The sequence below is a fragment of the Arthrobacter sp. 10L430 genome (assembly GCF_056395245.1).
The window spans coordinates 1-25,972 of the sequence record NZ_JBFTJD010000039.1 but is presented as its reverse complement, the minus strand read 5'-3'; the positions used below and the strand labels follow the sequence as shown (position 1 = coordinate 25,972).

At 64.8% G+C, this 25,972-nt stretch carries 22 protein-coding genes, 1 tRNA gene and 1 rRNA gene; 11 read left to right on the top strand and 13 right to left on the bottom strand.

What is annotated here, in order from left to right; genetic code table 11:
• Positions 1–257: 257 nt before the first annotated feature.
• Together AC1DDG_RS21155 and AC1DDG_RS21150 are read right to left on the bottom strand one after the other, a co-directional pair.
• The gene (locus AC1DDG_RS21155) at positions 258–560 is read right to left on the bottom strand and encodes a DUF4193 domain-containing protein (RefSeq protein WP_056627517.1); all 303 of its coding nucleotides are present in this window, start codon (positions 558–560) and stop codon (positions 258–260) included.
• Positions 561–682: 122 nt separating this feature from the next.
• Positions 683–886 (bottom strand): hypothetical protein, encoded by a 204-nt coding sequence (locus tag AC1DDG_RS21150; protein ID WP_476877624.1) that lies wholly within the window; start codon positions 884–886, stop codon positions 683–685.
• A gap of 203 nt (positions 887–1,089) precedes the next feature.
• On the opposite strand from AC1DDG_RS21150, the gene AC1DDG_RS21145 reads away from it, so the two are divergent.
• On the top strand, positions 1,090–1,437 hold the full coding sequence (locus AC1DDG_RS21145; protein WP_476877623.1) for a hypothetical protein: 348 nt from the start codon (positions 1,090–1,092) through the stop codon (positions 1,435–1,437).
• 106 nt (positions 1,438–1,543) lie between these two features.
• On the opposite strand, the gene AC1DDG_RS21140 is transcribed toward AC1DDG_RS21145, so the two are convergent.
• The 6 genes from AC1DDG_RS21140 to AC1DDG_RS21115 all read right to left on the bottom strand — a co-directional run bounded on the left by AC1DDG_RS21140 (position 1,544) and on the right by AC1DDG_RS21115 (position 9,848).
• A complete protein-coding gene (locus AC1DDG_RS21140) occupies positions 1,544–3,322 on the bottom strand; it encodes an FAD-dependent oxidoreductase (protein ID WP_476877622.1) in 1,779 nt (592 codons plus the stop codon).
• A complete protein-coding gene (locus AC1DDG_RS21135) occupies positions 3,319–4,179 on the bottom strand; it encodes a sugar phosphate isomerase/epimerase family protein (RefSeq protein WP_476877621.1) in 861 nt (286 codons plus the stop codon). Before AC1DDG_RS21135 ends, AC1DDG_RS21140 begins: the two co-directional genes overlap by 4 nt.
• Positions 4,176–6,248: an FAD-dependent oxidoreductase gene (locus AC1DDG_RS21130; RefSeq protein ID WP_476877620.1), complete on the bottom strand. Its 2,073-nt coding sequence runs from the start codon at positions 6,246–6,248 to the stop codon at positions 4,176–4,178. Before AC1DDG_RS21130 ends, AC1DDG_RS21135 begins: the two co-directional genes overlap by 4 nt.
• A gap of 3 nt (positions 6,249–6,251) precedes the next feature.
• Positions 6,252–7,391 (bottom strand): Gfo/Idh/MocA family protein, encoded by a 1,140-nt coding sequence (locus tag AC1DDG_RS21125; protein WP_476877619.1) that lies wholly within the window; start codon positions 7,389–7,391, stop codon positions 6,252–6,254.
• An 84-nt stretch (positions 7,392–7,475) separates the two neighbouring features.
• On the bottom strand, positions 7,476–8,825 hold the full coding sequence (locus AC1DDG_RS21120; RefSeq protein ID WP_476877618.1) for an MFS transporter: 1,350 nt from the start codon (positions 8,823–8,825) through the stop codon (positions 7,476–7,478).
• A 216-nt stretch (positions 8,826–9,041) separates the two neighbouring features.
• Entirely contained in the window at positions 9,042–9,848 is an 807-nt protein-coding gene (locus AC1DDG_RS21115) for an IclR family transcriptional regulator (RefSeq protein WP_476877617.1), read from the bottom strand.
• Between the two features lie 125 nt (positions 9,849–9,973).
• Between AC1DDG_RS21115 and AC1DDG_RS21110 the strand changes: the two genes are divergently transcribed.
• From AC1DDG_RS21110 to AC1DDG_RS21095, 4 genes are all read left to right on the top strand, one after another.
• The gene (locus AC1DDG_RS21110; protein WP_476877616.1) at positions 9,974–10,870 is read left to right on the top strand and encodes a LysR family transcriptional regulator; all 897 of its coding nucleotides are present in this window, start codon (positions 9,974–9,976) and stop codon (positions 10,868–10,870) included.
• Between the two features lie 116 nt (positions 10,871–10,986).
• Positions 10,987–11,325: a YciI family protein gene (locus tag AC1DDG_RS21105; RefSeq protein WP_476877615.1), complete on the top strand. Its 339-nt coding sequence runs from the start codon at positions 10,987–10,989 to the stop codon at positions 11,323–11,325.
• An 8-nt stretch (positions 11,326–11,333) separates the two neighbouring features.
• On the top strand, positions 11,334–12,398 hold the full coding sequence (locus AC1DDG_RS21100) for an alcohol dehydrogenase catalytic domain-containing protein (RefSeq protein WP_476877614.1): 1,065 nt from the start codon (positions 11,334–11,336) through the stop codon (positions 12,396–12,398).
• Positions 12,395–14,032 (top strand): FAD-dependent oxidoreductase, encoded by a 1,638-nt coding sequence (locus tag AC1DDG_RS21095; protein WP_476877613.1) that lies wholly within the window; start codon positions 12,395–12,397, stop codon positions 14,030–14,032. Before AC1DDG_RS21100 ends, AC1DDG_RS21095 begins: the two co-directional genes overlap by 4 nt.
• A 196-nt stretch (positions 14,033–14,228) precedes the next feature.
• On the opposite strand, the gene AC1DDG_RS21090 is transcribed toward AC1DDG_RS21095, so the two are convergent.
• Both AC1DDG_RS21090 and AC1DDG_RS21085 read right to left on the bottom strand, forming a co-directional pair.
• Positions 14,229–14,302 (bottom strand) — tRNA-Thr (locus tag AC1DDG_RS21090).
• A gap of 137 nt (positions 14,303–14,439) precedes the next feature.
• On the bottom strand, positions 14,440–15,330 hold the full coding sequence (locus AC1DDG_RS21085) for a DsbA family protein (RefSeq protein WP_476877612.1): 891 nt from the start codon (positions 15,328–15,330) through the stop codon (positions 14,440–14,442).
• 179 nt (positions 15,331–15,509) lie between these two features.
• Between AC1DDG_RS21085 and AC1DDG_RS21080 the strand changes: the two genes are divergently transcribed.
• The 4 genes from AC1DDG_RS21080 (at position 15,510) to AC1DDG_RS21065 (ending at position 20,719) form a co-directional block, all read left to right on the top strand.
• On the top strand, positions 15,510–17,012 hold the full coding sequence (locus tag AC1DDG_RS21080; RefSeq protein ID WP_476877611.1) for an alpha,alpha-trehalose-phosphate synthase (UDP-forming): 1,503 nt from the start codon (positions 15,510–15,512) through the stop codon (positions 17,010–17,012).
• Positions 17,002–17,832, top strand: coding sequence for a trehalose-phosphatase (gene otsB / locus AC1DDG_RS21075; RefSeq protein ID WP_476877610.1), 831 nt, complete (start codon positions 17,002–17,004; stop codon positions 17,830–17,832). Before AC1DDG_RS21080 ends, otsB begins: the two co-directional genes overlap by 11 nt.
• Positions 17,833–18,058: 226 nt before the next feature.
• On the top strand, positions 18,059–19,141 hold the full coding sequence (locus AC1DDG_RS21070) for an ABC transporter ATP-binding protein (protein WP_230119747.1): 1,083 nt from the start codon (positions 18,059–18,061) through the stop codon (positions 19,139–19,141).
• 159 nt (positions 19,142–19,300) lie between these two features.
• Entirely contained in the window at positions 19,301–20,719 is a 1,419-nt protein-coding gene (locus AC1DDG_RS21065; protein WP_476877609.1) for a DUF4032 domain-containing protein, read from the top strand.
• A gap of 105 nt (positions 20,720–20,824) precedes the next feature.
• On the opposite strand, the gene AC1DDG_RS21060 is transcribed toward AC1DDG_RS21065, so the two are convergent.
• Positions 20,825–22,195 carry an FAD-binding oxidoreductase gene (locus AC1DDG_RS21060; RefSeq protein ID WP_476877608.1) on the bottom strand — a complete coding sequence of 457 codons (1,371 nt, stop codon included), beginning with the start codon at positions 22,193–22,195 and terminating at the stop codon, positions 20,825–20,827.
• A gap of 203 nt (positions 22,196–22,398) precedes the next feature.
• On the opposite strand from AC1DDG_RS21060, the gene AC1DDG_RS21055 reads away from it, so the two are divergent.
• Both AC1DDG_RS21055 and AC1DDG_RS21050 read left to right on the top strand, forming a co-directional pair.
• Positions 22,399–24,144, top strand: a complete 1,746-nt coding sequence (locus AC1DDG_RS21055; protein ID WP_476877607.1) for a glycoside hydrolase family 13 protein — start codon at positions 22,399–22,401, stop codon at positions 24,142–24,144.
• A 4-nt stretch (positions 24,145–24,148) separates the two neighbouring features.
• Entirely contained in the window at positions 24,149–25,168 is a 1,020-nt protein-coding gene (locus AC1DDG_RS21050) for a LacI family DNA-binding transcriptional regulator (protein WP_476877606.1), read from the top strand.
• Here AC1DDG_RS21050 and AC1DDG_RS21045 read toward each other — a convergent pair.
• Positions 25,161–25,655, bottom strand: coding sequence for an SRPBCC domain-containing protein (locus tag AC1DDG_RS21045; protein WP_476877605.1), 495 nt, complete (start codon positions 25,653–25,655; stop codon positions 25,161–25,163). The two genes, AC1DDG_RS21050 and AC1DDG_RS21045, sit on opposite strands and share 8 nt — an antisense overlap.
• A 194-nt stretch (positions 25,656–25,849) precedes the next feature.
• Positions 25,850–25,966, bottom strand: a 5S ribosomal RNA gene (gene rrf / locus AC1DDG_RS21040).
• Between the last annotated feature and the right edge of the window lie 6 nt (positions 25,967–25,972).

Here is a 25,972-nt window from a genome sequence, read left to right as displayed (position 1 = left end):
ACCAAAGCCAGCGCCCCGACAGAACGGGACCCCGGCCCCGAGCTCTACAGCACCGGACTCAGCCCTGAAGAAGGCCTCTGGCACCGCACCGGATGGGCAGGACGCACATGACACACCCGGGAATTACACACGTTTTGTCCTATAACCCCGGCTGTGCGGGCGGAAAAGGGCACAAAAAAGCGAGGCGCCAGCTTCCCTGTTGGGCTGCCGGCGTCTCGCGTTGCTTTGCTATGAAGAGCGCGCGCCTAAGGGCAGTATTAGCCTTCGCAGTCGCGGCAGTACTTCATGCCGTTCTTTTCGCGTGCGACCTGGGACCGGTGACGGACCAGGAAGCAGGAGGAGCACGTGAATTCATCGGACTGCTCGGGAACAACAATGACCGTCAGTTCTTCGCCGGAGAGATCTGCGCCCGGAAGGTCAATGCCTTCAGCGGTGTCGTTCTCGTCGACGTCGATAACAGCGGTCTGGGCGCCGCCGCCGCGGGACGCCTGAAGGGCCTCCAGCGATTCGGAGGGAGACTCTTCTTCTGTCTTGCGTGGGGCGTCGTAATCGGTAGCCATGTGGTTGTTCACTTTCGTTGCTGCGCAGCGCCATTTCAGGCACCTCAGTGAAGCAGTTTAGGTCATTATGCAGCAAATGGAAGACTAGTGTGGGCGACGCGACATCTATCGCCGATGTGAGGCTATTCCGCGGCCGCCCGCACGGCGGTTTCATGGGCCCTGCGGGCGTGGTCCCCGGACACGGCAACGCCGCTCAGGGCAGGCAGCCAGGCCCAGCGCGTCACCTCGCGCAGGGCGTCGGTGGCTTGCTCCGCGGTGCTGGGCTGGGCGGGGAAGAACGCGTCAACGATGCTGTCGCGGATCCTGGCCATGGCTTCAAAGGTCATGCTGCCAAGCTAGGCACCCATTGTTGTGGAAACGTTTCGGCGGAGTCTCCGCGGGGTAAATCCCTGGGTCCGGATGGAAAACCGGGAGTCATCAGGGTGAGCTTGCCTCGATACTGGCGGGCCGCCGTCGACGGTTCTAGCCTAGAGATGGACTCGGCTCTGCCCGCCCAGCCCAACACCGGAACCCACTGCGGAGGCACCAGATGGCCACGAAACTGAACCGCAAGGCTTTGGAACTCGCCCGCGAGCTCGTAAAACAGGGGAAGGTGCAGCAGGACATCCGCGATGACTGGAGCGAACACGCGCCGTCCACCGATGATGAAAACGCGTTCATCGACAAGCACGGGTTTGCTGAATTCTCGAAGTGGCACCTCGGCATTGACAAGGAACAATCCGAGGGGACCAAGGGAAGCGTCAGCTTTCCGTTCGGCGACTTCAAGAAGGTCCACCGCTGCGCGATCATTTCGCTCGAGAGTCGTGCGGCGCAGCACGATCACGAGGACATCCGCAAAGCGGCAAAGGATCTGCTGGAGGAAATTGACGCGGAGTAGCTTCCTCTTGCCTGTTCAGGCCGGCTTCCGTTTCCCCCTCCAGGAGGAGGGGTACAGACAGGTTCGAGCCCACTCCCTCCCCTAGCGCGACGGCCCAGTCGCCCCCTCATCCATCAACGGCTGTCCCCAACCCGATGAGCGGAATCTGGACACCCGCAACCTCATAATTATTTACGCCCGCCAGGTCGCGGCCGGCGATGTAACCGAACGTCAGCGCCGGGCCAAGGTTGATGCCGCCCGCCGGGTAGTGGCCACCCATGACGTTGGCTTGGTCATTGCCTGCGACGTACAGACCGTCGATGGGCTCGCCGTCGTTGTTGAGCGCCCGGCCAAGGCCGTCGGTGTCCAGGCCCGCGAACGTCCCGAAGCTGCCCGGCACCACGCGCACCGCATAGAACGGGCCCTGCTCGATAGGCCCCAGCGAGGGGTTGGGCTGGTTGCCGGCGTCGCCGCCGTAGCGGTTGAAGGCCGTCTCGCCACGGCCGAAATCAGGATCGACGCCGGAACGGGCGTTCGTGTTGAACGTCGCCACGGTTTCGCACAGCCCCGCAGGATCGATGCCGCATTTCCTCGCCAGTTCCTCCAGCGTCTGCCCCTTAATCAGGTATCCGGAGCGCAGGTACGGGAAGAGCGGAACTGGCAGCGGCTTGGCCATGCCCAGCGGGAACTTGCGAACAAACCGGCTGTCAGCGATCTGCCAGGACTCCACGGTTTCACCCTCGGGCGTTGCTGCCAGAAGCGCCTCGACGTAGTCGTGGTAGCCGTTGGCCTCGTTCACGAACCGCTTCCCGTCTGCGCGGACGCCGATGCTGCCCGGCTTGGCGCGGTCCATGATGTGCGGGAACACGCCGGTCCTGCCGTTGCGGTACGGCACCAGCGACACCGGGCACCACGCCGCCGCCGACTTCACTGTGGTTTTGAACCGGGCTCCCACGGCCTGCGCCAGGTTGATGCCATCACCGGTGGTCTCCCCCGGAGCAAGGGTCCAGTGCTCCCGGCCGGTAGGCGTTTTGGGGAACAGCTCCTTGCGCCGCTGCACGTTGTTGGGGAAGCCGCCCGAGGCGAGCACGACGCCGCGGACAGTGTTGATCTGCAGCTCACCTTCAGAAGAATGTACGACGGCGCCCGTCACCTTTCCCCTCTCATCGGTAAGCAACGCTGTGGCACGCGTGGAGACGCGCAGATCGACGCCAAGATCGTCCGCGGATTTCATGAGCCTGCCGGTCAGGGCCGTGCCGTTGACCAGCTGCATGTTGCGGCGATGCGTCAGCAAATCCAGCAGGTGGAAGCCGAAGCGCCAGCCCGCGTGGAAGATTCCTTGGGGATTGCCTTGCGACGCCGAAAGGAATTTTGAAAGGTCCGGTCCGGCCATGATGCCCATGCCCAGGAAGGAGGTTTCGTAGAGCTGGTGGCGCATTTTGGCTCGCAGGCCGGGCCTGATGTTGCGTGCATTGAAAGGCTTCGGGCCCACGGAGCGGTTGCCTCTTCCGGCGCCCGGGAGCTTGCCGTAAATATCGTTGATCCTGCTGCCGGGGACAAACTGCAGGGAGGTCTTTTTGTGGAAGAAGTCAACCATGTGCGGAGCGGCTTCGAGGAACGCGTCCACCTTTTCGGCTTGGTAGTCATCGCCAAGGACCTCGCGGAGATAGGTTCGGAACGTTTCCGTGTCCTCGTCGACGCCTTCCGCCTTCGCCAACGGGTTGCCCGGCGCCCAGGCCCAACCGCCGGACCACGATGTTGCGCCGCCGCAGACTGGAGCCTTCTCCACGACGATGACTTTCAGTCCGTGATAGGCCGCGGTCACAGCTGCGGACAGGCCGCCGGCGCCGGAGCCTACTACCAGGACATCGCAGTCCATCCGGCGGGGGCTTGCAGTGGTGTTCAATTCTCGCTCCAAGTATGTGTCGTGGTGTCCTGGACGGCGCCGTTCAGGGTGAAATCGGCGGCTGCCTTGAGGTGTCTGGCCCACGCCAGTCCGCCCATGGCCGCCACCCGGCTGTCCGAGGGCGTTTCGACGCTGATGGGGGTACCCTCCGGGAACGCCGAGATCAAGGCTGCGAGATCAAAGTCGCCTTCGCCTGGAACACCGCGCTCGGAACGGGACTCGGCCACGAGTCCGTCCCTGTTGGCAGGCGCATTCGCTGGGCCGTCGCAGAGTTGGACCAATGGAACGACGTCCGCGGCTGCTCCCAGTTCCGCCAAGGTGCCGCCGAACCGGTTGAAGTGGAGTGCATCCACAACCACCTTGCAGCCGGCTCGGCGGGCCAACACGGCTGCTTGGGGAATCGAGCGGACGGCTTGGTAGGCGATTGGTTCCAGCGCAGGCATGATGCCGTAAGCCTTGCCGTCCTGGGTCATCTGCGCGAGGTGGTCGCCGAACCTGTCCATGTCCGGGTCCGAGCAAGCGACTGTCAGTGTGGAAGCGCCCAGCGCTTGGCCGGCCTCCATCATCTGCAGCCAGGCGTTGCGTTGATCCTCACCGTTCTGCAGGCCCGTTCCATCCAGGAGCAGGAACTCGATGTCTTCAACCGTGATTCCTGTGTCCTCCATTCTCGCCAAGGTTTCCTGGAGCATGGGCGACCCCGGCTGGAGGTTGTAGGGCCGCTCCATTGCCGTGACGGGCCTGACCCGTGCTCCGATGAAATCGAAGCGGGCCTCCGCTGCGATGGTGACCAGGTCCGGCGGCGCTGTGCCCACCAGGCATAGCTGTGCGAGGCCTAGGCGGCGGGCTTGTGCTGTCACTTGCGGGCTCCGTTCAGGGTGGGGTTGTTGCTGGCGTTCGTGACGGGGGCCAGTGCGGCTGCGATCCTTTGCGCTGCGTCATAGCCACTCTTAACGGCATTGGACACGATGGCGGATTTCTGCTCGACGATGCTTCCCGCAAGTGCCACGGGAAAGCCGGCTTCGCGGCCCAGTTCGGCCTCGCGCTCGGTGATCGTGGGCGTTGCGTCAAGTGGCAGCACCGAACGCGAGACCAACAGATCACCGGGCGCATCGATCCATTCGTCTGCAAGTCCCGTCCGGCTGACCCGTACCCGGCCGCCGTCGAATTCCTCGATGGTGCTGGACAGGAAGATCCGCACCCGCGGGTTTGCCTCCAGCCGCGGCACGGCAAGAATCTTGGCACGGCGCCCGGACTCCGGAGCCAACGCTGCCTGCGGACCGACGATCAAGACAGCCGTGCCTTTGGCCGCGAGGGTGTCAGCCACGGACATGGCCACCGAGTCTGCGCCCCAGATTGTCACGGCGGTCGGCACGGACGGTGACGTCCCGGCGTCGAGGATCTCCGGATGGGCCGCGAGCCAGTCCCGGATGTCGCTGACGCTCGGTGAGTCACCGCCTTCGACATCAGGGCAGTCGAACTCCATCGCCGGCCGGCGCCCACCGGTGGCAATCACCACGGCGTCGGCGCCGAAATCTCGGGCCAGCCTGCCGGCGTCGGACGTGTCAATGTGCGCTCCGACGCGTACCTCCACGCCCAAACGGGCGTTTTCCGAACCCGACCAATCGGCGAAACGGTGGAAGTCCGGCGTGGACTTCATGCGTTCGGCGAGGGCGAACTGCCCACCGGGCCGGGCGCCGTCGTCGATCAACGTCACGCGGGCACCGGCCTCGGCCAGTTCGCGGGCGGCGGTGAGGCCCGCAGGTCCGGCACCGACCACCAGCACGCTGGAGTCGGAGCGGACGGTGGGCGTGGGCACGGTCACGCGGGAGCGGCCGACGGCAGGGTTGACGGTGCAGGTGACCTGGCCGAGGCCGAGGTTGTCGATGCAGACATTGCACGCAATGCAGGGACGGTAGCGTTCGCCGCGCAGCACGCCGCCCACGAACGCCGGATCGGCGTGGATGGCGCGGGCCAGGCTGACGAAATCGCAGGTTCCTTCGCTGAGGACTTCCTCAATGATCTGCGGGCTGTTGAGGCGCCCGGCCATGCCCAGCGGAAGTCCGAACTGGCGGTAGGCCTTGGCGTAGTCGGACAGGACTCCGGGCTTCCACTCCCCCGACTGCACAATCCATTCGCCGGCGTCGTAACTGCCTGCGGAAAGGTCCAGGAAGTCGAGCTTGTCCAAGTCGGCCTTGGCGACGATGGCCACTTGCTGCTCGGCGTTGATGCCATCGGCGGGGCCTTCCACCACGGAAACGCGCATGCCCAGGATCGTGTCCGGCACGGCCTCGCGGACGGCGTCGATCACGAGGTTCATGAACAACTCCGGCGCTGCGAACTCGTCCGTGCGGTGGTTGGAAATCGTCGACATGAACTGGTGAATCAGGTACCCGTGGGCGCCGTGCAGGTTGATGACGTCGAAGCCGGCTGCCACTGCGCGGCGAGCCGCCTGCGCGTAAGCCTCCACGAGTTCGTAGCACTCGGCGGCGGTGAGTTCCTGTGGAACTTCACCACCCGCCGTCGCGCATGACACCGGCGATGGCGCCACATTCCTGAGTCCGGACACCGAGGACTGCGCGGTGCGGCCGCCGTGATTAAGTTCGACGGCGGCAAGCGCGCCTTCGGCGTGCAGGGCATCGGTGAGGCGGCGGAGACCGGGAATCATGTCATCCGTGTGCAGGCCCAGTTGGTGGGTGCGGCCTTTGCCGTCGGCCCGTATATAAGTGGCTTCGGTGGTCACCATGCCGAGGCCGGCCTTGGCCCTGGTCACCAGATAGTCGATGTATTGCTCGGTGATGTAACCGTCCGTGGTGCCGTAATTGCGCTCCATCGGCGCCGAGGCGAGGCGGTTGCGTAGCGTCTTCGGGATCCGGCCGTTGCGGCCAAGGGTCAGGGGGCGCTCCGCGAAGCGTGAGTTGGCAACCATCGCTTAACCTGCCACCTTCTGGCCCACCCGCAGTTCCGGGATGCTCGTATGAGCGGCGTGGACCGGCGCGAAGCGAACGGGCTCGCCGGTGCGGGAGGACTCATAGACGGCCAGCAGGATCCGCAGGGACTTGAGTGCGTCCTTGCCCGTGATGGCAGGTTCGGTTCCGGTCTCCAAGGCACGGACAAAGTCCTTGACCTGAAGGGTGTGGAATGGAACCAGCTGGCCGTTGATGGCAGACAGATCGACGTTGGGCTCCGCCCCTTCCGGGTAGACAGGCTCGACGACGATCCTTTCGCCTACCGCCCACAGGTCCAGGCGGCCATCGCTTCCTTCAGGGAATTCCGTGAGGGAAGCCGAGGCTCCCGTTTCCCCCGTGATGCGGAGCTGGATGCCGAGGTTGGGCGATACCGCGGTGGAGGCCTCAAGCGTAGCCATGGCCCCGGACGTAAAAGTGATCACCGCCGTCGCGGAATCCTCTACCTCTATGTAGTCGCCGTGGCGGTAGGTGTTGACCTTGCCGTAGACCTCGGCCACGTCACCCAGGTACCACTGCAGAAGGTCAATCTGGTGGACGGCTTGGGACATCAGGACCCCGCCGCCGTCGTTCTCCCAGGTCCCGCGCCAGGCGTCGCGGTTGTAGTACTCGGGTGCCCGGTGCAGCATGACCGAGCACTGGGCCAAGATGGCACGGCCCAGCGTGCCGTCGTCGATCGCTGCGCGGATCTTCTGCGAGGCGGGCCAGAAGCGACGCTGGAACAGCACCCCGAGTTGGACTCCGGCTTCCTCGCATGCGGCCACCATGCGTTCGGCGGATTCCAGCTTTGTGGCGATGGGCTTCTCGCAGAGGGCATGGACGCCGGCTGCTGCCGCTTTCAGGACTACTTCTTCGTGCGTCGGGTGCGGCGTGCAGACGGAGACGATGTCCAGGTCCAGGGTTAGGAGTTGATCCACGGTAGCCACTGCGTTGGGCACGGCCCACGCTTCAGCCGCGGCCAGTGCGCGGTCTGGATCCACGTCGCAGACTCCGACGATTTGGACGTTGTCCAGAGCACGGAACGCCGCCAGGTGGTTGCGGGAAATGGCGCCGCAACCCGCGATTCCAACGCGGAAGATGCGGGGTGCTGCTGCTGACGAGGTCATGGGTATCCAACTTTCGAGGCATTGGGTCGTTGTTTCGTGCGGTACTGGCTGGGCGGCAGGTGGGCGCCGCCCAGCCTTCGGTGGCTAGCGCCGCGGCTTTCCCAGTTCTTCGAGCGGAACGTTGTAGGTTTCGCGGGCCGTCATGATGGCGATAGCCGAGGCCACCAGGCAAAGGATGGTGAAGCCGGCCACCGGCATCCAGCCGTCGTGCCCGGGCTGTGCAAGAAGCGTTGCGATGGTGGGTGCGAAGCCAGCCAGGATCAGACCGATCTGGCTACCGATCGCCATACCGGAATAGCGGACCGCCGCCGGGAACATCTCGGGGAAGAAGACCGTCCACACGCCATTCCAGCAGGAGTAGAAGACGGTCATGTTCAGGGAGCCGAAGAGGAATATCAGTGCGATGTTGTGCTCGCTGATGGCCCAGAAGTAACCGATGGTGGTCGCGGCGCAACCAACGGCTCCGACCAGGAGGACTTTCTTGCGGCCGATCCGGTCGGAGATGACGCCTGCCAGGGGAATGGTGACCATGGACAGGCCGACCGTCACGGCGTTGACGGTGAGCATCAGGGTGCGGTCAATGCCGATTGCGGGGCCGGTGGCGTACGCCAGTGCGTAGACCGTGAAGGTGGTTTGCATGACGGAGAACAGCATGACCACGCCGACCCGCAGTACGTCGCGCCACTGGGTCTTGAGGACCACGGCCGCCGGGACGGACTTGGGCTTACCGTCTTCGACGATTTCTTCGAAGACAGGCGGCTCGTCCAGCCGCGTGCGGATCCAGTAAGCCACGGCGAGGACCACTACGGAGAGCCAGAATGGCACGCGCCAACCCCAGCTGAGGAGTTGATCTTCCGGAAGTGCGGCGAGGGGGATGAAGACGATGGTGGACAGCACCATTCCGGAGGCATACCCGGTCATCACAAAGCTCGTGAAGAAGGCGCGGCGGCCCTCGGGTGAGTGCTCCATGGTGAGGGTTGATGCCCCGGCGGACTCAGCGCCTGCGGAGAATCCCTGGGCCAGGCGGCCTACCAGCAGAAGCGCTGTCGCCCAGTAGCCCATCTGCCCGTAGGTCGGCAGGAAACCGATGCCGATGGAAGCGACGCCCATGATGACCAGCGTGATCATGAGTGCCTGCTTTCGGCCGATCCTGTCGCCGAAGTGGCTCATGACGACGCCACCGAGGGGCCTGGCCAAGTAGCCGACGCCGAACGTCGCCATGGCTCCGAGGAGCGCGACCACGGGATCTCCGCCAGGGAAAAAGACCTTCGGGAAGATCAGCGCGGCAGCGGTGCCGTAGATGAAGAAGTCGTAGTACTCCAGGGTGGACCCCAGGAAGGAGGCGAGCGCCGCCTTCCTGGGCATTTTGACGTGTTCCCCCGGCGCTGCCGGGTTGTGAACATCCGAGGGCGAGTGCTGCTGCACGGGTCCCATACTGTCTCCTCATTGAGTGCGCCGGTGGTGGCACCGCCATGGTGCCTTGCCCGGCCAAGAATTGGGGTGAGTTGTTATCGCCGGCCAGTGCTTTGTTGTGCAGCCCATTCGGCAGTCGTTGATGACGACTGCGGGATGTGTGCTGCAGATCACAAGCGATTTTTCCTCTGAAATGACTGTAGGGCTGCCGTCACACAGCGCGGGGAAACTTCCCGTTCAACGGGACGATGTGCTTTCCAGCCACGGGCGGGAGCCATACGGACGGCGCTCAGCACCCATGGTGCGTGATAGGCCGCGTCCCGCGGCCACCAATACAGGGAGGATGACCTGGGGGTCCTCGTGCAGGGTGGGAAGCACGACGGCAATCGCACCGATCACAGTGTTGCCCTCGCCGAAAACCGGGACTGCATAGGCGGTGTTCTCCGGCACCAGCACTCCGGCCATGCGGACGTAGCCGCGCTCGCGGATCAGGGCCAGATGCGCCCGGATCCGCACCGGATTGGTTTCCGTGGCGGCCGTGGTTTTCTCCAGCGGTCCGGCGAGGAAGCGCTCCTGCACGGCGCGGGGCATGTGCGCCATCATGGCCATGCCCGGCGTCGTGTTGTGGATGCCGAGCCTGCCGGCCACGGCGGCGAGATTGGTTGCGGTGCCGTGCTGGTCCAGCTGCTCGAGGTACAGCACCGTGCCGGATTCGACGTCGGGGATCGCAAGCGCGACCTGCTCGCGGACGGCGGCGTGGACGCCTTCCAGGAACGGCAGGCCGCGGCGGCGGAACTCTTCGAGGGGGTTACTCCGGGACGCCAGCTCCCACATCTTCATCCCGACGCCGAACTCCCCGGCCTCGTTGCGCTCCAGAAGCCCGCTCACGGCCAAATCCGTGGCCAGACGATGCACTGTGCTGCTGGACATTCCGGTGATCCGGACCATCTCCCGCAAGGGAAGCCACGGTTGGCCCTTGGAAAAGGCCTCCATGATCTTCACGACCCGCTCGATGACGGATTCCCCCGACGCCGAGTTTGCCATGATGCCTCCATCGAACTTCCGGAGCCCGGCCTTCCCTGCCCCAAAACCCAATATAGCCTTGCACTGAACACCAGGACCGTGCAGCTGGGACATGCAGGCCGGACCCCGAGAACCTAGGAGCCAACGTGGAACTGCGGCAGATTGAGGCCTTCCTGGCCGTGGCCGAAGAGTTGCACTTCGGGCGGGCGGCCGAGCGGCTCAGGATGGCGCAGTCACCCCTGAGCCAGACCATCCGGAAGCTCGAAAAGGACCTGGGCGCGCCGCTGTTTGAACGCAACACCCGGTCCGTCACCCTGACCACGGCGGGGCACTCATTGCTGCCGCACGCCCGGAAGATCCTCGAAGAAGTCGACCTGGCGCGCAGATCGATCCAGGCGGAAAGCGGAACGGTCTACGGGAAGCTCGCCATCGGCTTTTCCGGCGCCCTGAACCACACCACTCTTCCAGCCCTGACGCGGGCACTGCGCCAGCACTACCCCCAGCTCGATGTGTCCCTGCATGGCGGTTTGCTCACCCAGGAAGCCCTGCAACAACTGATCCACGGCGCATTGGACCTTGCCTTCATCGGCCTGCCCATCGACGCACCCACGCTGGCCACCCGCAGAATCGCCACTGAGCGCCTTGGAGCTACCGTGCCGGCAGACCACCGGCTCGCCGGGAGGGAATCGGTGGAGGTGGCGGAGTTAGCCGGGGATCCATTCGTCACCATGCCCGCGGCTCAGGGTTCCACCCTCCGGGAGGTCACGTTCGCCGCCTGTGCTGCCGCCGGATTCCGACCAAGGATCAGCCAGGAAGTCGCAGATCCCTACACCGCGCTTTCACTGGTTGCCGGCGGGATCGGCATCAGCCTCATGCCGGAATCCATCGAAGGAATCATGCCCGCAGGCACGGTCTTTCTGCCACTGTCCGGGGATGAAGTCCTGCTCTTTTCGGGGCTCGCCTGGAACCCCGGCGCAATGTCCCCGGCCCTACTGGCGGCCCTTAAGCTGGCCGAAGAGGTGCTGCCCACGCCCGCGGAGTGATCCGACTAAGTGCAATTTTCACATAGTCAATGACGTATTAGGTATTGGACAAGTCCTAATTCGTTGCCCAGCATTGAGGAAAGCCCAACCACCCACTCAATGAAGAGGACAACTCCATGCCCACTTTCGCCGTCACCTACGCGTACTCCGACTCCAGTTCCGCCGAGCGGGACGTGGCCCGGCCCGGGCACGTCGAATTTCTTAAGGCCCAATTCGAGACCGGCCGGCTCCTCAAGAGCGGCCCCTTCGGCTCCGAGGAAGCTCCCGGCGCCCTGCTGATCATCGCCGGGGATTCCAAGGCGGATGTCGAGTCGCTCATGGACCAGGACCCGTTCCAGCAGGCAGGCCTCATCGAGGAACGCACAGTGCGCCAGTGGAACATCTTCTTCGGCGCCGACGCTGGCCAGACCGCCTTGAACGCTGGCCAGACCGCCTTGAACACAGTGAAGAACTGAGGCCCGGAATGCTGACCGCGCTCACAGCTTCGAAAGAGACCATCGACTTCCAGGAATCAGCTGAACCCGCCCTCGAACCAGGGCACGCCCTGGTCCGGATCCACAACGTCACGCTTTGCGGCACCGACCTCCACATTTGGGAGGACGACTACCCCACAGGGCTGCCCATCATCCAAGGCCACGAGTTCTCCGGCATCGTCGAGGCCATAGGCCCAAACCAAGCCGTAGCCCCCGGCGAAGCCCGCATCAATATAGGCGACAGGGTTGCCGTCAACCCCATGATCTACTGCGGTGCATGCCAACCCTGCCTCACGGGCAGGTACAACGTCTGCCAAAACGTCGGCTGCCTCGGTTGCTACTCGGACGGAGCACTCGTGGAGCTGATAACAGTTCCGCTGGACAAACTGTGTCCCGTGCCCGACGAACTGCCTCTGGACATCGCCGCCATGGGAGAGCCCACATCGATCGCCATGCAGGCAGTCAACCGCGGCCGGCCCGTTGCCGGTGAAGTTGCGCTGGTGCTGGGAAGTGGACCCATCGGACTGCTCGCCACGCTTTACCTGACGGAGTTGGGCGTCCACGTGGTATGCGCCGATACGGAGCAGCACCGCTTGGATCTCGCCGTCCAATTCGGAGCTGCCGACACCTTGCTGGTGACGCCAGGCGGCGATTTCCCTGACGCCGAACAGGGGCCTCGGCTGGACGCGTTGACTGGCGGCTACGGCCCGCAGCTGGTCATCGAAGCCACGGGCGTGCCGTCCTCCCTTGAGAACGCCATCAGGCTTGTTGCCAGCGCCGGGAGGATCGTCCAAGTCGGCATCTCCCCGCGCCAAGCCTCCGTCTCCATGAAAGACATTCCCTATAAGGAACTGGACTTGATGGGAAGCCGCATGAGCCTGAACCTCATCCCGGACGGACTGGCATTGCTGGCACGCCACCCGGAACAGGCCCGGGCTCTCATGACCCACCGCTTCGCGTTCGCAGACCTTCAGCAGGCGTTCCGACTGATGCAGGGACGCACGGAGAAGATCGGCAAGATCCTCATCCAGATGCCCGCAGGGAGCGTCGCATGAGTACCTCAATCCTCACTCGACCAGAAAAGCTCGCCAGCGAGTACGACGTCGTGGTTATCGGCAGCGGTGCCGCAGGTCTGGTTGCTGCGGTCCGCGCCGCCGATGCCGGCCTGAGCGTCCTTGTCGTCGAAAAGGCCGCCCTTCTGGGCGGGACGACAGCCGCAGGTGGCGGCGTGATGTGGGCGCCGAACAACCAGCTCGCCAAAGCCGCGGGGTACCAGGACAGCCATGCCGACGGCATCGCCTACCTTTCAGAGGCGGCCGGCCACGTGATGGCGGCTGAGGAAATCGACTGGTACGTGGGCACTGCGCCCCGGGCCGTGGACTACCTCAACCGCAACACCAAAGTGTCCATGACTCCGATCGCCCGCCCGGACTATCACATGGAGTGGAAAGGTTCCGCGAACGGCGGCAGGGGCTTGGACAACAACGCTTTCGATCCCCAGGACTACCCGGGGTTGTCGGAACTGATCCGGCCGTCCTCCTACTTCCCGCTGCTCACCATGACCGAGCGGGACGAACTCAACGGCCGCGCCGCAGACCCGTCGCTCCTGGAGCATCGGGCTTCCACCGGGATACGGACCATGGGAGGAGCGCTGGTCGGGAGCCTGCTTGCGAGCGCCCTGGACCGCGATGTGCAGATCGCGGCATCTACTCCCGTGGAGGAGCTGCAGCCCGCCGGTGCCGGATGGAGGGTGAGCCTTGGCGGTGCGGCGGCCGGCGCGCACGTGGCCGCGACCGCCGTCGTGCTGGCCTCCGGCGGGTTCGAATGGAATTCGAGGCTCCGCAACGCTTTCCTGCCTTTCCCGGTGACGCCGATCAGTGCGCCGTCGAACGAGGGCGACGGTTTGGAGCTCGGGCTGAAGGCCGGCGCGGCTGTGGAGGACATGTCAGCCGTGTGGGGCGTTCCGGTGATTTCGACGGCGGCCCACCAGTACGACGGGCAGCGGTCCGGCCGGATGGGCAACGTCGAAATGACGCTGCCCGGCTCGATCACGGTGAACAGCGACGGGAAGCGCTTCGTGAACGAGGCCCTTAACTATCACGATGCCAGCAGGGTCTTCGCCTCCATCAACCCGCACACCGGCAGGCAACAGAACAATCCTGCGTGGCTGGTTTTCGACTCCCATTACCTGGCCAAGTACCCGGTGGCGGGGTCGACGCCGGGTAAGCCCGCTGAGTGGATGGCGTCCGCTCCTAGTGTGGAGCTCTTGGCTTCGGAGGCGGGCATCAACCCGGCCGGGCTGGTTTCGACCGTCACAAAGTTCAACGCGGATGCGGCCCTTGGCATGGACACGGAGTTCGGGCGGGGCGCAACACCGCAGGACCGGTTCCTCGGTGACGCCGGAAACACGCCCAACCCCTGCCTGGCACCGCTGGCTGCAGGACCGTTCTACGCCGTTCCCATCCACGCTGGCGTACTGGGGACCTCGGGCGGGCTGGCCACCGACTTCAACGGCCGCGTGCTGGATCGCCGGCAGCAAGCCATCCCGGGACTCTACGCCGCCGGCAACGTCTCGGCCGGCGTCTTCCGCAACAACTACCCGGGCGGCGGCGCCACCCTCGGCTCGGCGATCACTCGGGCTTTCGCGGTTGGCGAGGATCTGGCGGCCCGGCTGTCGCCGACAAGCTGAAAAGGTGACGAAACGCCCGACGGCAACTGCCCCCATGGGGCGCTTAGATCACTAAACGACAGGCTACGGACTAAAAGCGTAGGTAAGCGCCATGTTCAATCCCCGAAGGATTCGAACCGGGGATCCCTCCTAGTGAAGGCTGGAATCCTCCCGCGCCGGGCCGCCTACGGAACGAAAGCCGCAAAGCCACAATGAGAGCCTCCTGTCGGATTCGAACCGACGACCCCCGCTTTACAAGAGCGGTGCTCTGGCCAACTGAGCTAAGGAGGCGCGCCCGTCAGGGCGTGCGCCACAACGGCGCTAGACAAGGTTAGCCCAAGGACTGCCCGCAGGTAAAAACGGAGCGGCCCGCCTCCCGGAAGAAATCCGGGAAACGGGCCACCGCCGTAAAGCCTGGCTGGCGCGGTCTAAGCCTTGGCCTTGATGGCTGCGTCGACGAAGGCCGGGAATTCTGTCTGGGCGCTGTCTCCCTTGCCCCACTGCTTGCCGTCCACCAGGACGGTGGGCGTGCCGGTGACGCCCAGGACCGCCGCTTCCTGGGTGGTGTACTTCACCCAGGGGCGGTAGGTCTTCTCTTCGACGCACTTGTCGATGCTCTTCGCGCCCACTTCGGTGGCCATCTTCTTCAGCTCATCGTCGGACAGCCCCGCGCTGCCCTCGGCAGGCTGCTTGTCGAACAGGGCGTTGACGTAGTCCGAGTACTTCTCCGGGGACTCGTTGACAACACAGGCCGCGGCGTTCGCTGCACGGGAGGAGTAGTTGGTGGTGGACCGGCTGTCCAGGAACCCCATGGCGCGGTATTCCACGGTGATCTTGCCTGCGTCGCGCAGCTTCGTGAGGGTCTCGTTGTACGTTGCTTCGAAGTTCTTGCAGACGGGGCAGATGAAGTCGATGTAGAGCACCACCTTCACTGGCTTGCCGGCCTCAGCCTCGGCTCCGGGGGCCTTGACCGTGGCGGGAGCCGATGCGGGGGCTTCCGGAAGGTCCGTGATGTTCACGGTCGCGGGATCGGACTTGGCGACCTCGGAGCCCTTGAGCAGGGTGATGCCGCCATGGGCGTTTCCGTTGGCCGGCGTAGGGCCCTGGTCCGCTACGGGCGCATTGCTCCGGAGGCTTGAGCTGACGATGATCGCCACGACTGCAAGGATGGCGACCACCACAACGACGATGCCCCATCCGATGAGCAACTTGTTCCGCTTGTCCTTCTTCAGCTGCTCTTCACGGATCTGGCGGGCTTTCTCGCGGGCCTCTGCCGTGCGTTCTGCTTTGGACATGCGGGGTTCGTTTGCGGGGCTCATTAGTTCCTCGTGTCGATCGGACAGGTGCGGACCACCCAGGGGCAACTCTCCCATTTTAGGGGGAAACCCCGGAGCTTGCGCTTTCAAGTATTCCTTCAGCCTGCCCAACGGACGAATAGCCCGGAAGATTCCGGCCCGTTAGGGTTGGCTTAGAGCCACAAGCAACCCCAGGGGGCGCAATGCAAGGACCTGACAGCGACAAACCGAATACGGGAACGGACGGCGGGGCTACGTCTGCAGACAGCTCCCACGCCACAACGTACGACTTCATGGTGGTGTCCAACCGCCTGCCAGTGGACCGCTGCGCCCCGGGAGAGCACGGTGACGACGGCTCCGGCTGGCGCCGTTCGCCCGGCGGCCTGGTGACCGCGCTCGCTCCGATGATGACCAAGACCGACGGCGCCTGGGTCGGCTGGCACGGCGCCCCCGACGAAACGGTCAAGCCGTTCAGCCACGGCGGCATGGACCTGGTCCCGGTCCAGCTGAGCAACGATGACGTTGAGCTGTATTACGAGGGCTTTTCCAACGCCACCCTCTGGCCGCTTTACCACGATGTCATCGCCCCGCCGGAGTTTCACAGAACCTGGTGGGAGTCCTACCGGAAGGTCAACAGAAGGTTCGCCGACGCCGTCGTGCGCCATGCCGACCACGGCGCAACAGTGTGGGTCCAGGATTACCAGCTCCAGCTCGTGCCGCGGATGCTGCGCGAGGCCCGGCCCGACCTGCGGATCGGATTCTTCAACCACATCCCCTTCCCCCCGCCGGAGATCTTCGCCCAGCTCCCCTGGCGCCACGCCATCATCGACGGGCTGCTGGGCGCCGACCTCGTGGGCTTCCAGCGCAGCAGCGACGCCGGCAACTTCATGCGCTCGGCCCGCCGGTTCCTCGGCGCCAGCGTCAAGCAGCAGCAGGTCCACGTCAAGGGCGCCGACGGCGGCATCACCCATATCGCCCGCGCCCAGGCCTTCCCCATCTCGATCGACGTCCGGCAGATCACGGAACTGGCAAGAAAACCGGAAATCATTGAACGGTCGCGCCAGATCCGCCAGGACCTCGGCAATCCCAAGACCATCCTGCTGGGGGTCGACCGGCTCGACTACACCAAGGGCATCCGGCATCGGCTCAAAGCCTACGAAGAGCTACTCAAGGAGGGAAAGCTCAACGTTGGCGATGCAACGCTGATCCAGGTGGCCAGCCCGAGCCGCGAGCGCGTGGAGCAGTACCGCCTGCTGCGCGAAGAGGTGGAGGGCACCGTGGGCCACATCAACGGAACCTACGACACCATCGAGAACACGGCCGTGCGCTACCTGCACCACAGCTACCCCATCGAAGAGATGGTGGCGCTCTATCTGGCAGCGGACGTCATGCTGGTCACGGCCTTGCGCGACGGCATGAACCTCGTGGCCAAGGAATATGTCACTGCGCGGACCAACAACGACGGCGCGCTGGTCCTCAGCGAATTCGCGGGCGCAGCAGACCAGCTCAAGCAGGCGCTGCTCATGAACCCGCACGACATCGACGGGCTCAAGGACACTGTCATGCGGGCCGTAGGGATGTCTCCGAAGGAATCGGCCCGCCGCATGCGTTCCATGCGCAAACAGATCCTCGACCACGACGTCGACCATTGGTCCGCCGACTTCCTGCACGCCCTTAACGAAAAGGTGGTCCGCGATGACTCCTGAGGAAGACCCCGCCCGCGCCCGCGAAAACACCCCGCTGACGCTCCCGCCGGAGCTGCTGGAGGCCGTCCGGCGCATCGCCGGCACTGAACACCTGCTGGTCGCCATGGACTTCGACGGCACCATCTCGCCGCTCGTCGACCACGCAGGCGACGCGCGCCCGCTGCCCCGTTCCGCGGCCGCCTTCGCGGAGCTCGCTGTCCTTCCGCGCACGACGACGGCACTCATCTCGGGGAGGGCCCTCGACAGCCTGCGGGCGGTCGCCTCACCCCCGGAAGAGACTCTGCTGATCGGCAGCCACGGGGCCGAGGCCTGGCTCGGCCCGGGTTCGGCGTCCCTCACTCTGGAGCCCGAACAGCGGGAACTCCTGGTTGAGGTCCGCAGCATTCTGGAAGGCATCGTGGAGCTCGCACCCGGCACACTCCTGGAGGACAAGCCCGCGGGCGTCGTCCTCCACACGAGGCTGGCCGCGGATGACGTGGCCGAAGACGCGGTATCCGCCGCCCGCGCGGCACTGCAGGAGCGCAAGGGACTTTATCTCAAGAACGGAAAGAGGGTTCTTGAAACGTCAGTGGTCCACGCCTCGAAGGGCGAGGGCGTCGACTTCCTCAGGCAGGCCTCAGGCGCCACGGCCGTGATATTCGCCGGCGACGACACCACCGACGAAGACGCCTTCGGACGCCTCACGCCGGGTGACGTGGGTGTCAAAGTGGGCCTCGATTTCACACAGGCCCAGTTCCGCGTCGAGGCGCCCGTGCACGTCGCCGAACTGCTGGAAGCCCTGCTGCGGGAGCGGCGCAAGACCGTGGAAGTGCCATCCTGATCCGGCCCGCGTGTGGCATCTCACGTGTGAGCTCCGTAACATTTGCAACCATTCGGGATAAATCTGACATACTCTCTATGTGATGTGGCGCACAGGAACCGTGCGGCGTCACGCGATACTCCTCGGCTTCGGCCGGGGAGTACATAAAGCAGTACATAACTGAATTACATGAACCATTCACTACGGATCGTCCGGCACGTACCTGCCGGTGAAGGGATTGATAACTGTGGCTACAGTTACTTTTGATAACGCTACGCGTCTGTACCCGGGCACAGAGAAGCCCGCTGTTGACAAGCTCAACATCGAAATCGCTGATGGCGAATTTCTGGTCCTCGTAGGACCCTCCGGCTGCGGCAAGTCCACTTCCCTGCGCATGCTCGCAGGCCTTGAAGATGTGAACGCCGGCCGTATCCTCATTGGCGACCGCGATGTCACCGACGTTCCGCCAAAGGACCGCGACATCGCGATGGTTTTCCAGAACTACGCCCTGTACCCCCACATGACCGTGGCGGACAACATGGGCTTCGCTCTGAAGATCGCAGGCGTCAGCAAGGAAGAGCGCGCCGAGCGCGTCCGTGAAGCTGCCAAGCTCCTGGACCTCGAGCCGTACCTGGACCGCAAGCCGAAGGCCCTTTCCGGCGGTCAGCGCCAGCGTGTTGCCATGGGCCGTGCAATCGTCCGTAACCCGCAGGTCTTCCTCATGGATGAGCCGCTGTCCAACCTGGACGCCAAGCTCCGTGTCCAGACCCGCACCCAGATTGCGTCCCTGACGCGCCGACTGGGCGTCACCACCGTGTACGTGACCCACGACCAGGTGGAAGCTATGACCATGGGCGACCGCGTCGCCGTGCTCAAGGACGGCCTGCTGATGCAGGTGGACACCCCGCGCAACCTCTACGACAAGCCCAAGAACGTCTTCGTTGCCGGCTTCATCGGCTCCCCCGCCATGAACCTGCTGGAACTCCCCGTCGTCGACGGCGGCGTCCAGTTCGGCGGAACCGTCTACCCGGTTCCCCGCGATGTCCTCGAAGAGGCACACGGCGCCACTGTCACCCTGGGTTCACGCCCCGAGGACCTCGAGCAGGTCGCTGCAGGTGAAGGTCTTCAGGTTGAGGTTGACGTCGTCGAAGAACTCGGCGCCGATGCCTACGTCTACGGTCACACCACGCTGGACGGCAAGAGCCACGACATCGTGGCCCGTGTCGACGGCCGCCGGCCCCCGATGAAGGGTGAGTCCATCTACGTTCGCCCGCAGTCCGGACACGTACACCTGTTCGACACCAAGACCGGCCTGCGCCTGGGCGACTAGTCCCCACCGGCGGTTGAGCCTGTCGAAACCGCCAGAGCATCTCCGGAATAAGCAACCGACGGCGGCCCTCCCAAACCGGAAGGGCCGCCGTCGGGCGTTAAGTACCGGCACCCTGACTCTGTTTAGGCACGCCGACCCTACGTACGGAAGAATTGAGCCATGACCGAGGAATACAGCGCCCAGTGGCATGACGAACCCACCGACTACGGGCAGATCGGCAAGCTGCCGCGGTTCGAAGCCGCCAGCGCGAACGATGAAAAAGCGTCCTTGGTCTCCAGTTCCCTGAATATCACTGCGGCCGCCGCCGATCCGGAACTGCTGGACCTGCCGTGGCACATTGCCCTCGAGGACTGGCCGGCCGAGAACCTGGCCGCCCTCCCCCGCGGCATCTCGCGGCACATCGTGCGCTTCGCACACCTGGGCGGGTCCGTCATCGCCATCAAGGAAACCTCCGAACACGTTGCCCGCCACGAGTACCACATGCTCCGGAAGCTGGCCCGGCTGGATGTCCCTTGTGTGGAACCCGTCGCCGTCATCACCGGCCGCACCACCCCGGACGGCAGGCCCCTTAACCCTGTACTCGTCACACGCCACCTCAAGTTCTCCATGCCGTACCGCGCTCTCTTCTCCCAGATGCTGCGCAAGGACACCCTGACCCGGCTCATCGACGCGCAGGCCCTGCTGATGGTTCGGCTGCACCTCATCGGCTTCTACTGGGGCGACGTCTCGCTTTCCAACACCCTGTTCCGCCGGGATGCCGGCGCCTTTGCCGCGTACCTCGTGGACGCGGAAACCGGCGAACTCTATCCGGACCTCTCCACCGGCCAACGGGAGTATGACCTGGAGATTGCCCGCGTGAACATCGCCGGCGAGCTCATGGACCTCCTCGACGGCGGCCTGATCGAGGAGAAGGTGGACCCGGTGGCCACGAGCGAGCTCATCATGGAAAGCTACCGCCGCCTCTGGATGGAGCTGACCGAGAAGGAATCGTTCGAACTTGGCGAACGCTGGCGGGTGGGCGCCCGCATCCGGCGCCTCAACGAGCTGGGCTTCGACGTCGAGGAATACGCAATCAAGACCACCCAGAACGGCTCCACAATCCAGCTGCAGCCGAAGGTCGTGGACGCAGGCCACCATATGCGGCGCCTGTTGCGCCTCACCGGGCTGGATGCCCAGGAGAACCAGGCCCGCCGCCTGCTGAACGACATGGACTCGTTCCGCGCGGACAACAATCCGGAGATGGACGAGGAATACAGCGCGCACCTCTGGGTGAGCCAGATCTTCGAACCCATCGTGCGCTCGATCCCCCGCGACCTCTCAAGAAAACTCGAACCCGCCGAAGCCGTGCACGAAGTGCTCGAGCACCGCTGGTACATGTCCGAAAAACAGGAACGCCACATTCCGCTGGCCGAAGCGGTGCAGTCCTACATCGATTCCATCCTGCGCCACCGCCGGGATGAGGCAGCCATCATGCTCAACCCCGACACCGGGCTCCTGAAGATCCTGGAGGTGGAAACGGAAGAGTCCCGGTACGGGGACGAAGAATCCGTTGACGAGTACCCGGACTCAGACGACTGATCCTGAGCGCACGGCCAACGCGCCGCTGCCAGAGGCACAGCCGGTTGCGGCGCTGCTTGTTGTGGCACTGCTTGTTATGGCACTGCCTGTTATGGCACAGCTGCGTTAAATCGCTTTGCCCGGGTTCAGTATGCCTGCGGGGTCGAAGAGCTCTTTGACCCGTCGCTGCAGTTCACGGATGGGTTCGGGTTGCTCCAGGCTCAGCCAGCGCAGCTTGTACTGCCCGATGCCATGCTCCCCCGTGATGGTGCCGCCCATGTCCAGTGCAACCGCGATTGACGCATCCAGCGCCTTGTTCAGGCGTTGCATCGCATCAGCGTCCACAAGGTCATTCACGCGGTCCACCCAGAACGTGGGATGCAGGTTCCCGTCGCCGGCGTGGGCCACCACCTTGAGTTTCACGTCGTGGACCTCAGCCAGCGATTCGAGAGCTGCCACGTAGTCCACCAGCCGCGAACGGGGCACTGCCACGTCCTCGCCCACCCGGTACTGGTCGTCCACTTCGACGCCGCGGCTGTTGCGCCGCAGTTCCACCAGCTGCTCGGCTTCCTCGCTGGCTTCGGTGGTCACCACCGCGCCGCCCGCGGCAAGCACATCCCGCACGACGGCGGCCTCCGCTGCAGCCCCGAAGCCGTCGGTCTGGATCAGCAGGAGGGAGGCGCCCCTCGACGCCAGGTCCGAGCCGTGGATCTCATCCAGCTGGGTGAGCGACCCGCCGTCGAGCAGTTCCATGATGGCCGGCTGTACGCGGGCCCTGCCCACGGCTAGCACGCCGGCGGCTGCCTGCCGAAAGTCAGGGTAGAAGGTTGCGATAGTGTGCACCTCCCGCGGCAGGTACTTGAGCCGCACTGTTGCGCCCACCACGATCCCGAGCGTCCCCTCCGATCCGACGAACAACCCGGTGAGGTCGTAGCCTGCCACGCCCTTGAAGGTCTGGTGGCCGGTGCGGATGAGCGAACCGTCGGCGAGCACCACATCCAGCGCCAGCACCGAGTCGCGTGTCACTCCGTACTTGGCGCACCGCAGCCCGCCGGCGTTAGTGGCTACATTCCCGCCGATCGTGGACATCCTGAAACTCGCCGGGTCCGGCGCGAACATCAGGCCGTGTCTGGCGGCAGCATCGTTCAGGTCTGCGTTGACCACTCCCGGTTCCACGACGGCGGTCTCGTCGTCCGGGTTCAGGTCCAGTATCCGGTTCATCCGCTCGAGGCTCAGAACGACCGACCCCTCGGTGGCGTGGGCTCCTCCGGAGACCCCCGTTCCGGCACCCCGGGCCACAAGCGGAACCAGGTGCGCGGCGCAGCTCTTCACGGTTGCCTGTACGTCCGCCACCGACTCCGCAAAGACCACAGCGAGCGGCTGCTGATAGTCCAGCACCGGCGCCTGGTCCACCGCGTAGGCGGCCAGGACGGCCGGGTCCTGGACTACTTTTCCTGGCCCCAGGTTTGAAGTGAGTTCGTCAGCAATGCCGCTCATTGGGTCTCCCGTTTCCGTCACACGTGCCTCCCAGTCTAGATGTCGGCCCAGTCCCATGAGTTACGTCTCACTTACCGGAATGCAAGCGCTTCCAATCCAGTGAAGGTCCTGACGCTTCTACACGGGAGTATTACCGAAACTGTCAACGTACTACGCACTGGAAGCGCTTTCATTCCGACCTGCGCTGCCTCTAAACTTGCCCAATGTCTGTTGACTCATTACTGCATTCCCCTTCGCCGCTGGCCGGCTCCCTGACACCCGTCCACGCCGCTGACAATGCCCACGGCTGGTGGCGATCGGCCGTCATCTACCAGGTGTACCCGCGGTCGTTCCGGGACATGAACGGCGACGGGATCGGCGACCTCGCCGGCATCACGGCGGAACTGCCGCAGCTGGCCGAACTGGACATCGACGCGGTGTGGCTCTCACCCTTTTACCGCTCCCCCCAGCGCGACGCAGGCTATGACGTCAGTGACTACTGCGATGTGGACCCGCTGTTCGGCTCGCTCGGCGACTTCGACGGAATGGTGTCCGAGGCCAACCGGCTCGGCATCAGGGTGATCGTGGACCTGGTCCCCAACCACTGCTCTGACCAGCACCGCGATTTCCAGGCTGCGCTGGCCGCGGGGCCGGGCAGCCCGCAGAGGGACATGTTCATCTTCCGGGACGGCAGAGGCCCCGCGGGCGAGGAGCCGCCCAACAACTGGGAGTCGCACTTTGGAGGTTCGGCCTGGACACGGATCACCGAGCCGGACGGAACACCGGGGCAGTGGTACCTGCACCTCTTCGACTCTTCCCAGCCTGATTTCAACTGGGACAACCAGGCCGTCCACGACGAGTTTGAGCGCGTGCTGCGCTTCTGGCTGGACCGCGGCGTCTCCGGCTTCCGCGTGGACGTGGCCCATGCCTTGGTCAAGGCGCCCGGGCTTCCTGCTTGGGGCGGACGCGCCGACGGCACCAGCACCGATGGCTTCCCGGGGCATGCAGCCCCCATGTTCGGCCAGCCGGCCCTGCACGACATCTTCCGGAACTGGCGCCGCATCCTTGAAGAGTACGGCCCCGACCGCATCCTGTGCGCCGAGGCCAATGTAGAGCCGTTGTCCCGCCTGGCCGAGTGGGTCCGGCCGGACGAGATGCATCAGGCGTTCAACTTCCCCTACCTGCATGCCGGGTTGGACATCCACCGGCTGCGGCACGTCATCACCGAGTCCCTGACGTCGCTGGACGCCGTGGGCGCGCCCAGCACCTGGGTACTGTCCAACCACGACGTCGTGCGGCACGCCACCCGCTTCGGCTACTACTGGTCGTCACCGCGCGAAGGCGACGGAATCGGGCCCCAGGACCCCCAGCCGGATCACGACCTGGGCAGAACCCGGGCCGCAGCTGCCACCCTGTTTATGCTGGGCCTGCCTGGTGGTGCCTACATCTACCAGGGCGAGGAGCTTGGCCTTCCGGACGGCATCGACATCCCCGACCACCAGCGGCAGGATCCCACGTTCGCGCGGACCGGAGGCGCCCGGCTGGGCCGCGACGGTTGCCGCGTCCCGTTGCCGTGGCGTGCCTCCGAGCCGCACCACGGCTTTGGTTCCGGCCAGGACCCCTGGCTGCCGCAGCCGGCGAGCTTCGCCGAACTGGCCCGGGACGCCCAGTCCGGGGACCCGTCGTCGCACTTGAACCTGTACCGGCGCATGCTGGCGGTCCGCCGCGAACTGGGCCTCGGCCGCGGTTCACTGTCGTGGGCCGAAGAGTGGTGCACCGGCGCCTCCTTGGGTTTCCTCAACGGCAACATCCTGGTGGTCATGAATGTCGGTCAGGAAGCCCTCGAGCTGCCTGCAGGTGAAGTGCTGCTGCGCAGCTCCGCCCGGGACTACGGAACTGAGGGCTGGCATGGATTAGGCTCTGGGGAGACCGTTTGGTTGAGGATTTCAGCAGAGGATACGGAGAGCTAACAACATGGCCGGCATCAAGGACGTCGCGGAGCGTGCCGGGCTCTCCATAGCCACCGTTTCGCGGGCCTTGAGCGGCAAGGGGAACGTGTCGCCGAAGAGCCGCGAGCGTGCCCAGGCGGCGGCTTCCGATCTCGGTTTCGTGCCGTCTTACCAGGCTTCGAGCCTGGCCTCCGGCCGCAATTACAACATCGGGCTCGTGGTCCCCTCCGTCCACCGCTGGTACTTCTCGTCGGTGGTGGAGGGCGTTTCTGCGGCGCTGCTGGACGCCGGCTATGATCTGACGCTGTACAACGTCAGTGAGGGCTCAGCGCGCCGGCAGAGCGTCCTCAAGGACTTCCTGCTCCGCCAGCGCGTAGACGCCGTGATAGCCGTTTCGCTGGCCCTGACGGAGTCGGAGATCGGGCAGATGCTGGCTGTGCACCGGCCCATCGTGGGCATTGGCGGCCCGCTCCAGGGCGCCTCCACCATCCGGATCGACGACCACGGCCTGTCCGAAGCGGCGGTGAACCACCTCATCCGGCTGGGCCACTCCAGGATCGCGCATCTGACCGGAGATTCAGTCTACGAACAGGACTTCAAGATCCCGCGCACGCGGCTCGCAGGTTTTGAAATGGCCATGCGGGATGCAGGGCACGACGTCCGGCCGGAGTGGATTGCCACCGCTGATTTCACCATCCAGGGCGGCTACGCCACGGCTCGTCAGCTCCTCGGCAGCCCGTCTGAGCGTCCCACCGCGGTCTTCGCCGCTTCCGATGAAATGGCCATCGGCGCCATCCTCGCTGCCCGCGACTTCGGGCTCAGGGTCCCGGAAGATCTGTCCGTCATCGGTTTGGACGGGCACGAGCTCGGTGAACTCTTCGGCCTCACCACCATTGACCAGGATCCGCGCGGCCAGGGGGCGCTGGCGGTGCGCCTCTTGCTGGCGGGGCTCGACGGCGGCGCCGGCCGGCCGGCAGTCGATACCGAGTACCCCACGAAGTTCGTTATCCGGTCGAGTACCGCCGTACCGCCATCGATCAGCTAGCTGGCACGCCCATGAAGCGGGCAAACCTTGCGAGGACATCCGGCCAACCCTTGTCGTAGCTGGCGCGCGTAGCGGACGGGTCCTCCGCGCCCTCCCAGCCGTCATGGACCAGGCGCACCTCGGTGCCCCCATCCACGGCCCTGAACGCGACCCTGAGCTCCGTAGACCACAACGCTGTGGTTCCCGGATACCAGGACGCGTGGAACGACAACGGCGGCTGCCAATCATCGATGGTTCCCCACGAAGTGGTCTTGCCATCGTCCGCCGTCTCAAGGATGAGGTTTTCCTCAAACTCAACGTGCGACCCCGTACCGAAGACACTGTGCTCCTCCATGGGCCACCACAAATGCGTATGGTCCGTGAACCCTATGAAGGCCCGGGATACAGGTCCAGGCACAACCACGGTGCAGATCACCGGATCCAATTCGACGGAGGGATCAGGCTGATTGGCGCCGGGGCCGGCAGCGTGGCTGAAGAGGTTTTCCATGGGCACCAACTCTACAACCTCGAGACCGACAGGATCGCTGGTGCGGGAGGGTCCCTTGTTTCGGCGCAGGAAGTGAGAGAGCGTGCCGGGTTTTCGTGCAGGAACTGCGAGAGCGTTGCGGGTGGTGTGGTTGGTTTACGGGTTAAAGAGCGAAGGCCCCGACGTTTCCTGTCGGGGCCTTGGCCGTAAATAGTGTCCGGCGGTGACCTACTCTCCCACACCCTCCCGGGTGCAGTACCATCGGCGCTGTGGGTCTTAGCTTCCGGGTTCGGAATGGGACCGGGCGTTTCCCCCACGCTATGACCGCCGTAACCCTT

What these genes read in the sequence shown, in the direction of transcription:
- AC1DDG_RS21055 (WP_476877607.1), top strand. Translation starts at nt 22,399, where the DNA reads ATGTCTGTTGACTCATTACTGCATTCCCCTTCGCCGCTGGCCGGCTCC.
- AC1DDG_RS21080 (WP_476877611.1), top strand. Translation starts at nt 15,510, where the DNA reads ATGCAAGGACCTGACAGCGACAAACCGAATACGGGAACGGACGGCGGG.
- AC1DDG_RS21060 (WP_476877608.1), bottom strand. Translation starts at nt 22,195, where the DNA reads ATGAGCGGCATTGCTGACGAACTCACTTCAAACCTGGGGCCAGGAAAA.
- AC1DDG_RS21085 (WP_476877612.1), bottom strand. Translation starts at nt 15,330, where the DNA reads ATGAGCCCCGCAAACGAACCCCGCATGTCCAAAGCAGAACGCACGGCA.
- AC1DDG_RS21100 (WP_476877614.1), top strand. Translation starts at nt 11,334, where the DNA reads ATGCTGACCGCGCTCACAGCTTCGAAAGAGACCATCGACTTCCAGGAA.
- AC1DDG_RS21145 (WP_476877623.1), top strand. Translation starts at nt 1,090, where the DNA reads ATGGCCACGAAACTGAACCGCAAGGCTTTGGAACTCGCCCGCGAGCTC.
- AC1DDG_RS21045 (WP_476877605.1), bottom strand. Translation starts at nt 25,655, where the DNA reads ATGGAAAACCTCTTCAGCCACGCTGCCGGCCCCGGCGCCAATCAGCCT.
- AC1DDG_RS21065 (WP_476877609.1), top strand. Translation starts at nt 19,301, where the DNA reads ATGACCGAGGAATACAGCGCCCAGTGGCATGACGAACCCACCGACTAC.
- AC1DDG_RS21120 (WP_476877618.1), bottom strand. Translation starts at nt 8,825, where the DNA reads ATGGGACCCGTGCAGCAGCACTCGCCCTCGGATGTTCACAACCCGGCA.
- AC1DDG_RS21130 (WP_476877620.1), bottom strand. Translation starts at nt 6,248, where the DNA reads ATGGTTGCCAACTCACGCTTCGCGGAGCGCCCCCTGACCCTTGGCCGC.
- AC1DDG_RS21095 (WP_476877613.1), top strand. Translation starts at nt 12,395, where the DNA reads ATGAGTACCTCAATCCTCACTCGACCAGAAAAGCTCGCCAGCGAGTAC.
- AC1DDG_RS21150 (WP_476877624.1), bottom strand. Translation starts at nt 886, where the DNA reads ATGACCTTTGAAGCCATGGCCAGGATCCGCGACAGCATCGTTGACGCG.
- AC1DDG_RS21125 (WP_476877619.1), bottom strand. Translation starts at nt 7,391, where the DNA reads ATGACCTCGTCAGCAGCAGCACCCCGCATCTTCCGCGTTGGAATCGCG.
- otsB (WP_476877610.1), top strand. Translation starts at nt 17,002, where the DNA reads ATGACTCCTGAGGAAGACCCCGCCCGCGCCCGCGAAAACACCCCGCTG.
- AC1DDG_RS21115 (WP_476877617.1), bottom strand. Translation starts at nt 9,848, where the DNA reads ATGGCAAACTCGGCGTCGGGGGAATCCGTCATCGAGCGGGTCGTGAAG.
- AC1DDG_RS21105 (WP_476877615.1), top strand. Translation starts at nt 10,987, where the DNA reads ATGCCCACTTTCGCCGTCACCTACGCGTACTCCGACTCCAGTTCCGCC.
- AC1DDG_RS21050 (WP_476877606.1), top strand. Translation starts at nt 24,149, where the DNA reads ATGGCCGGCATCAAGGACGTCGCGGAGCGTGCCGGGCTCTCCATAGCC.
- AC1DDG_RS21155 (WP_056627517.1), bottom strand. Translation starts at nt 560, where the DNA reads ATGGCTACCGATTACGACGCCCCACGCAAGACAGAAGAAGAGTCTCCC.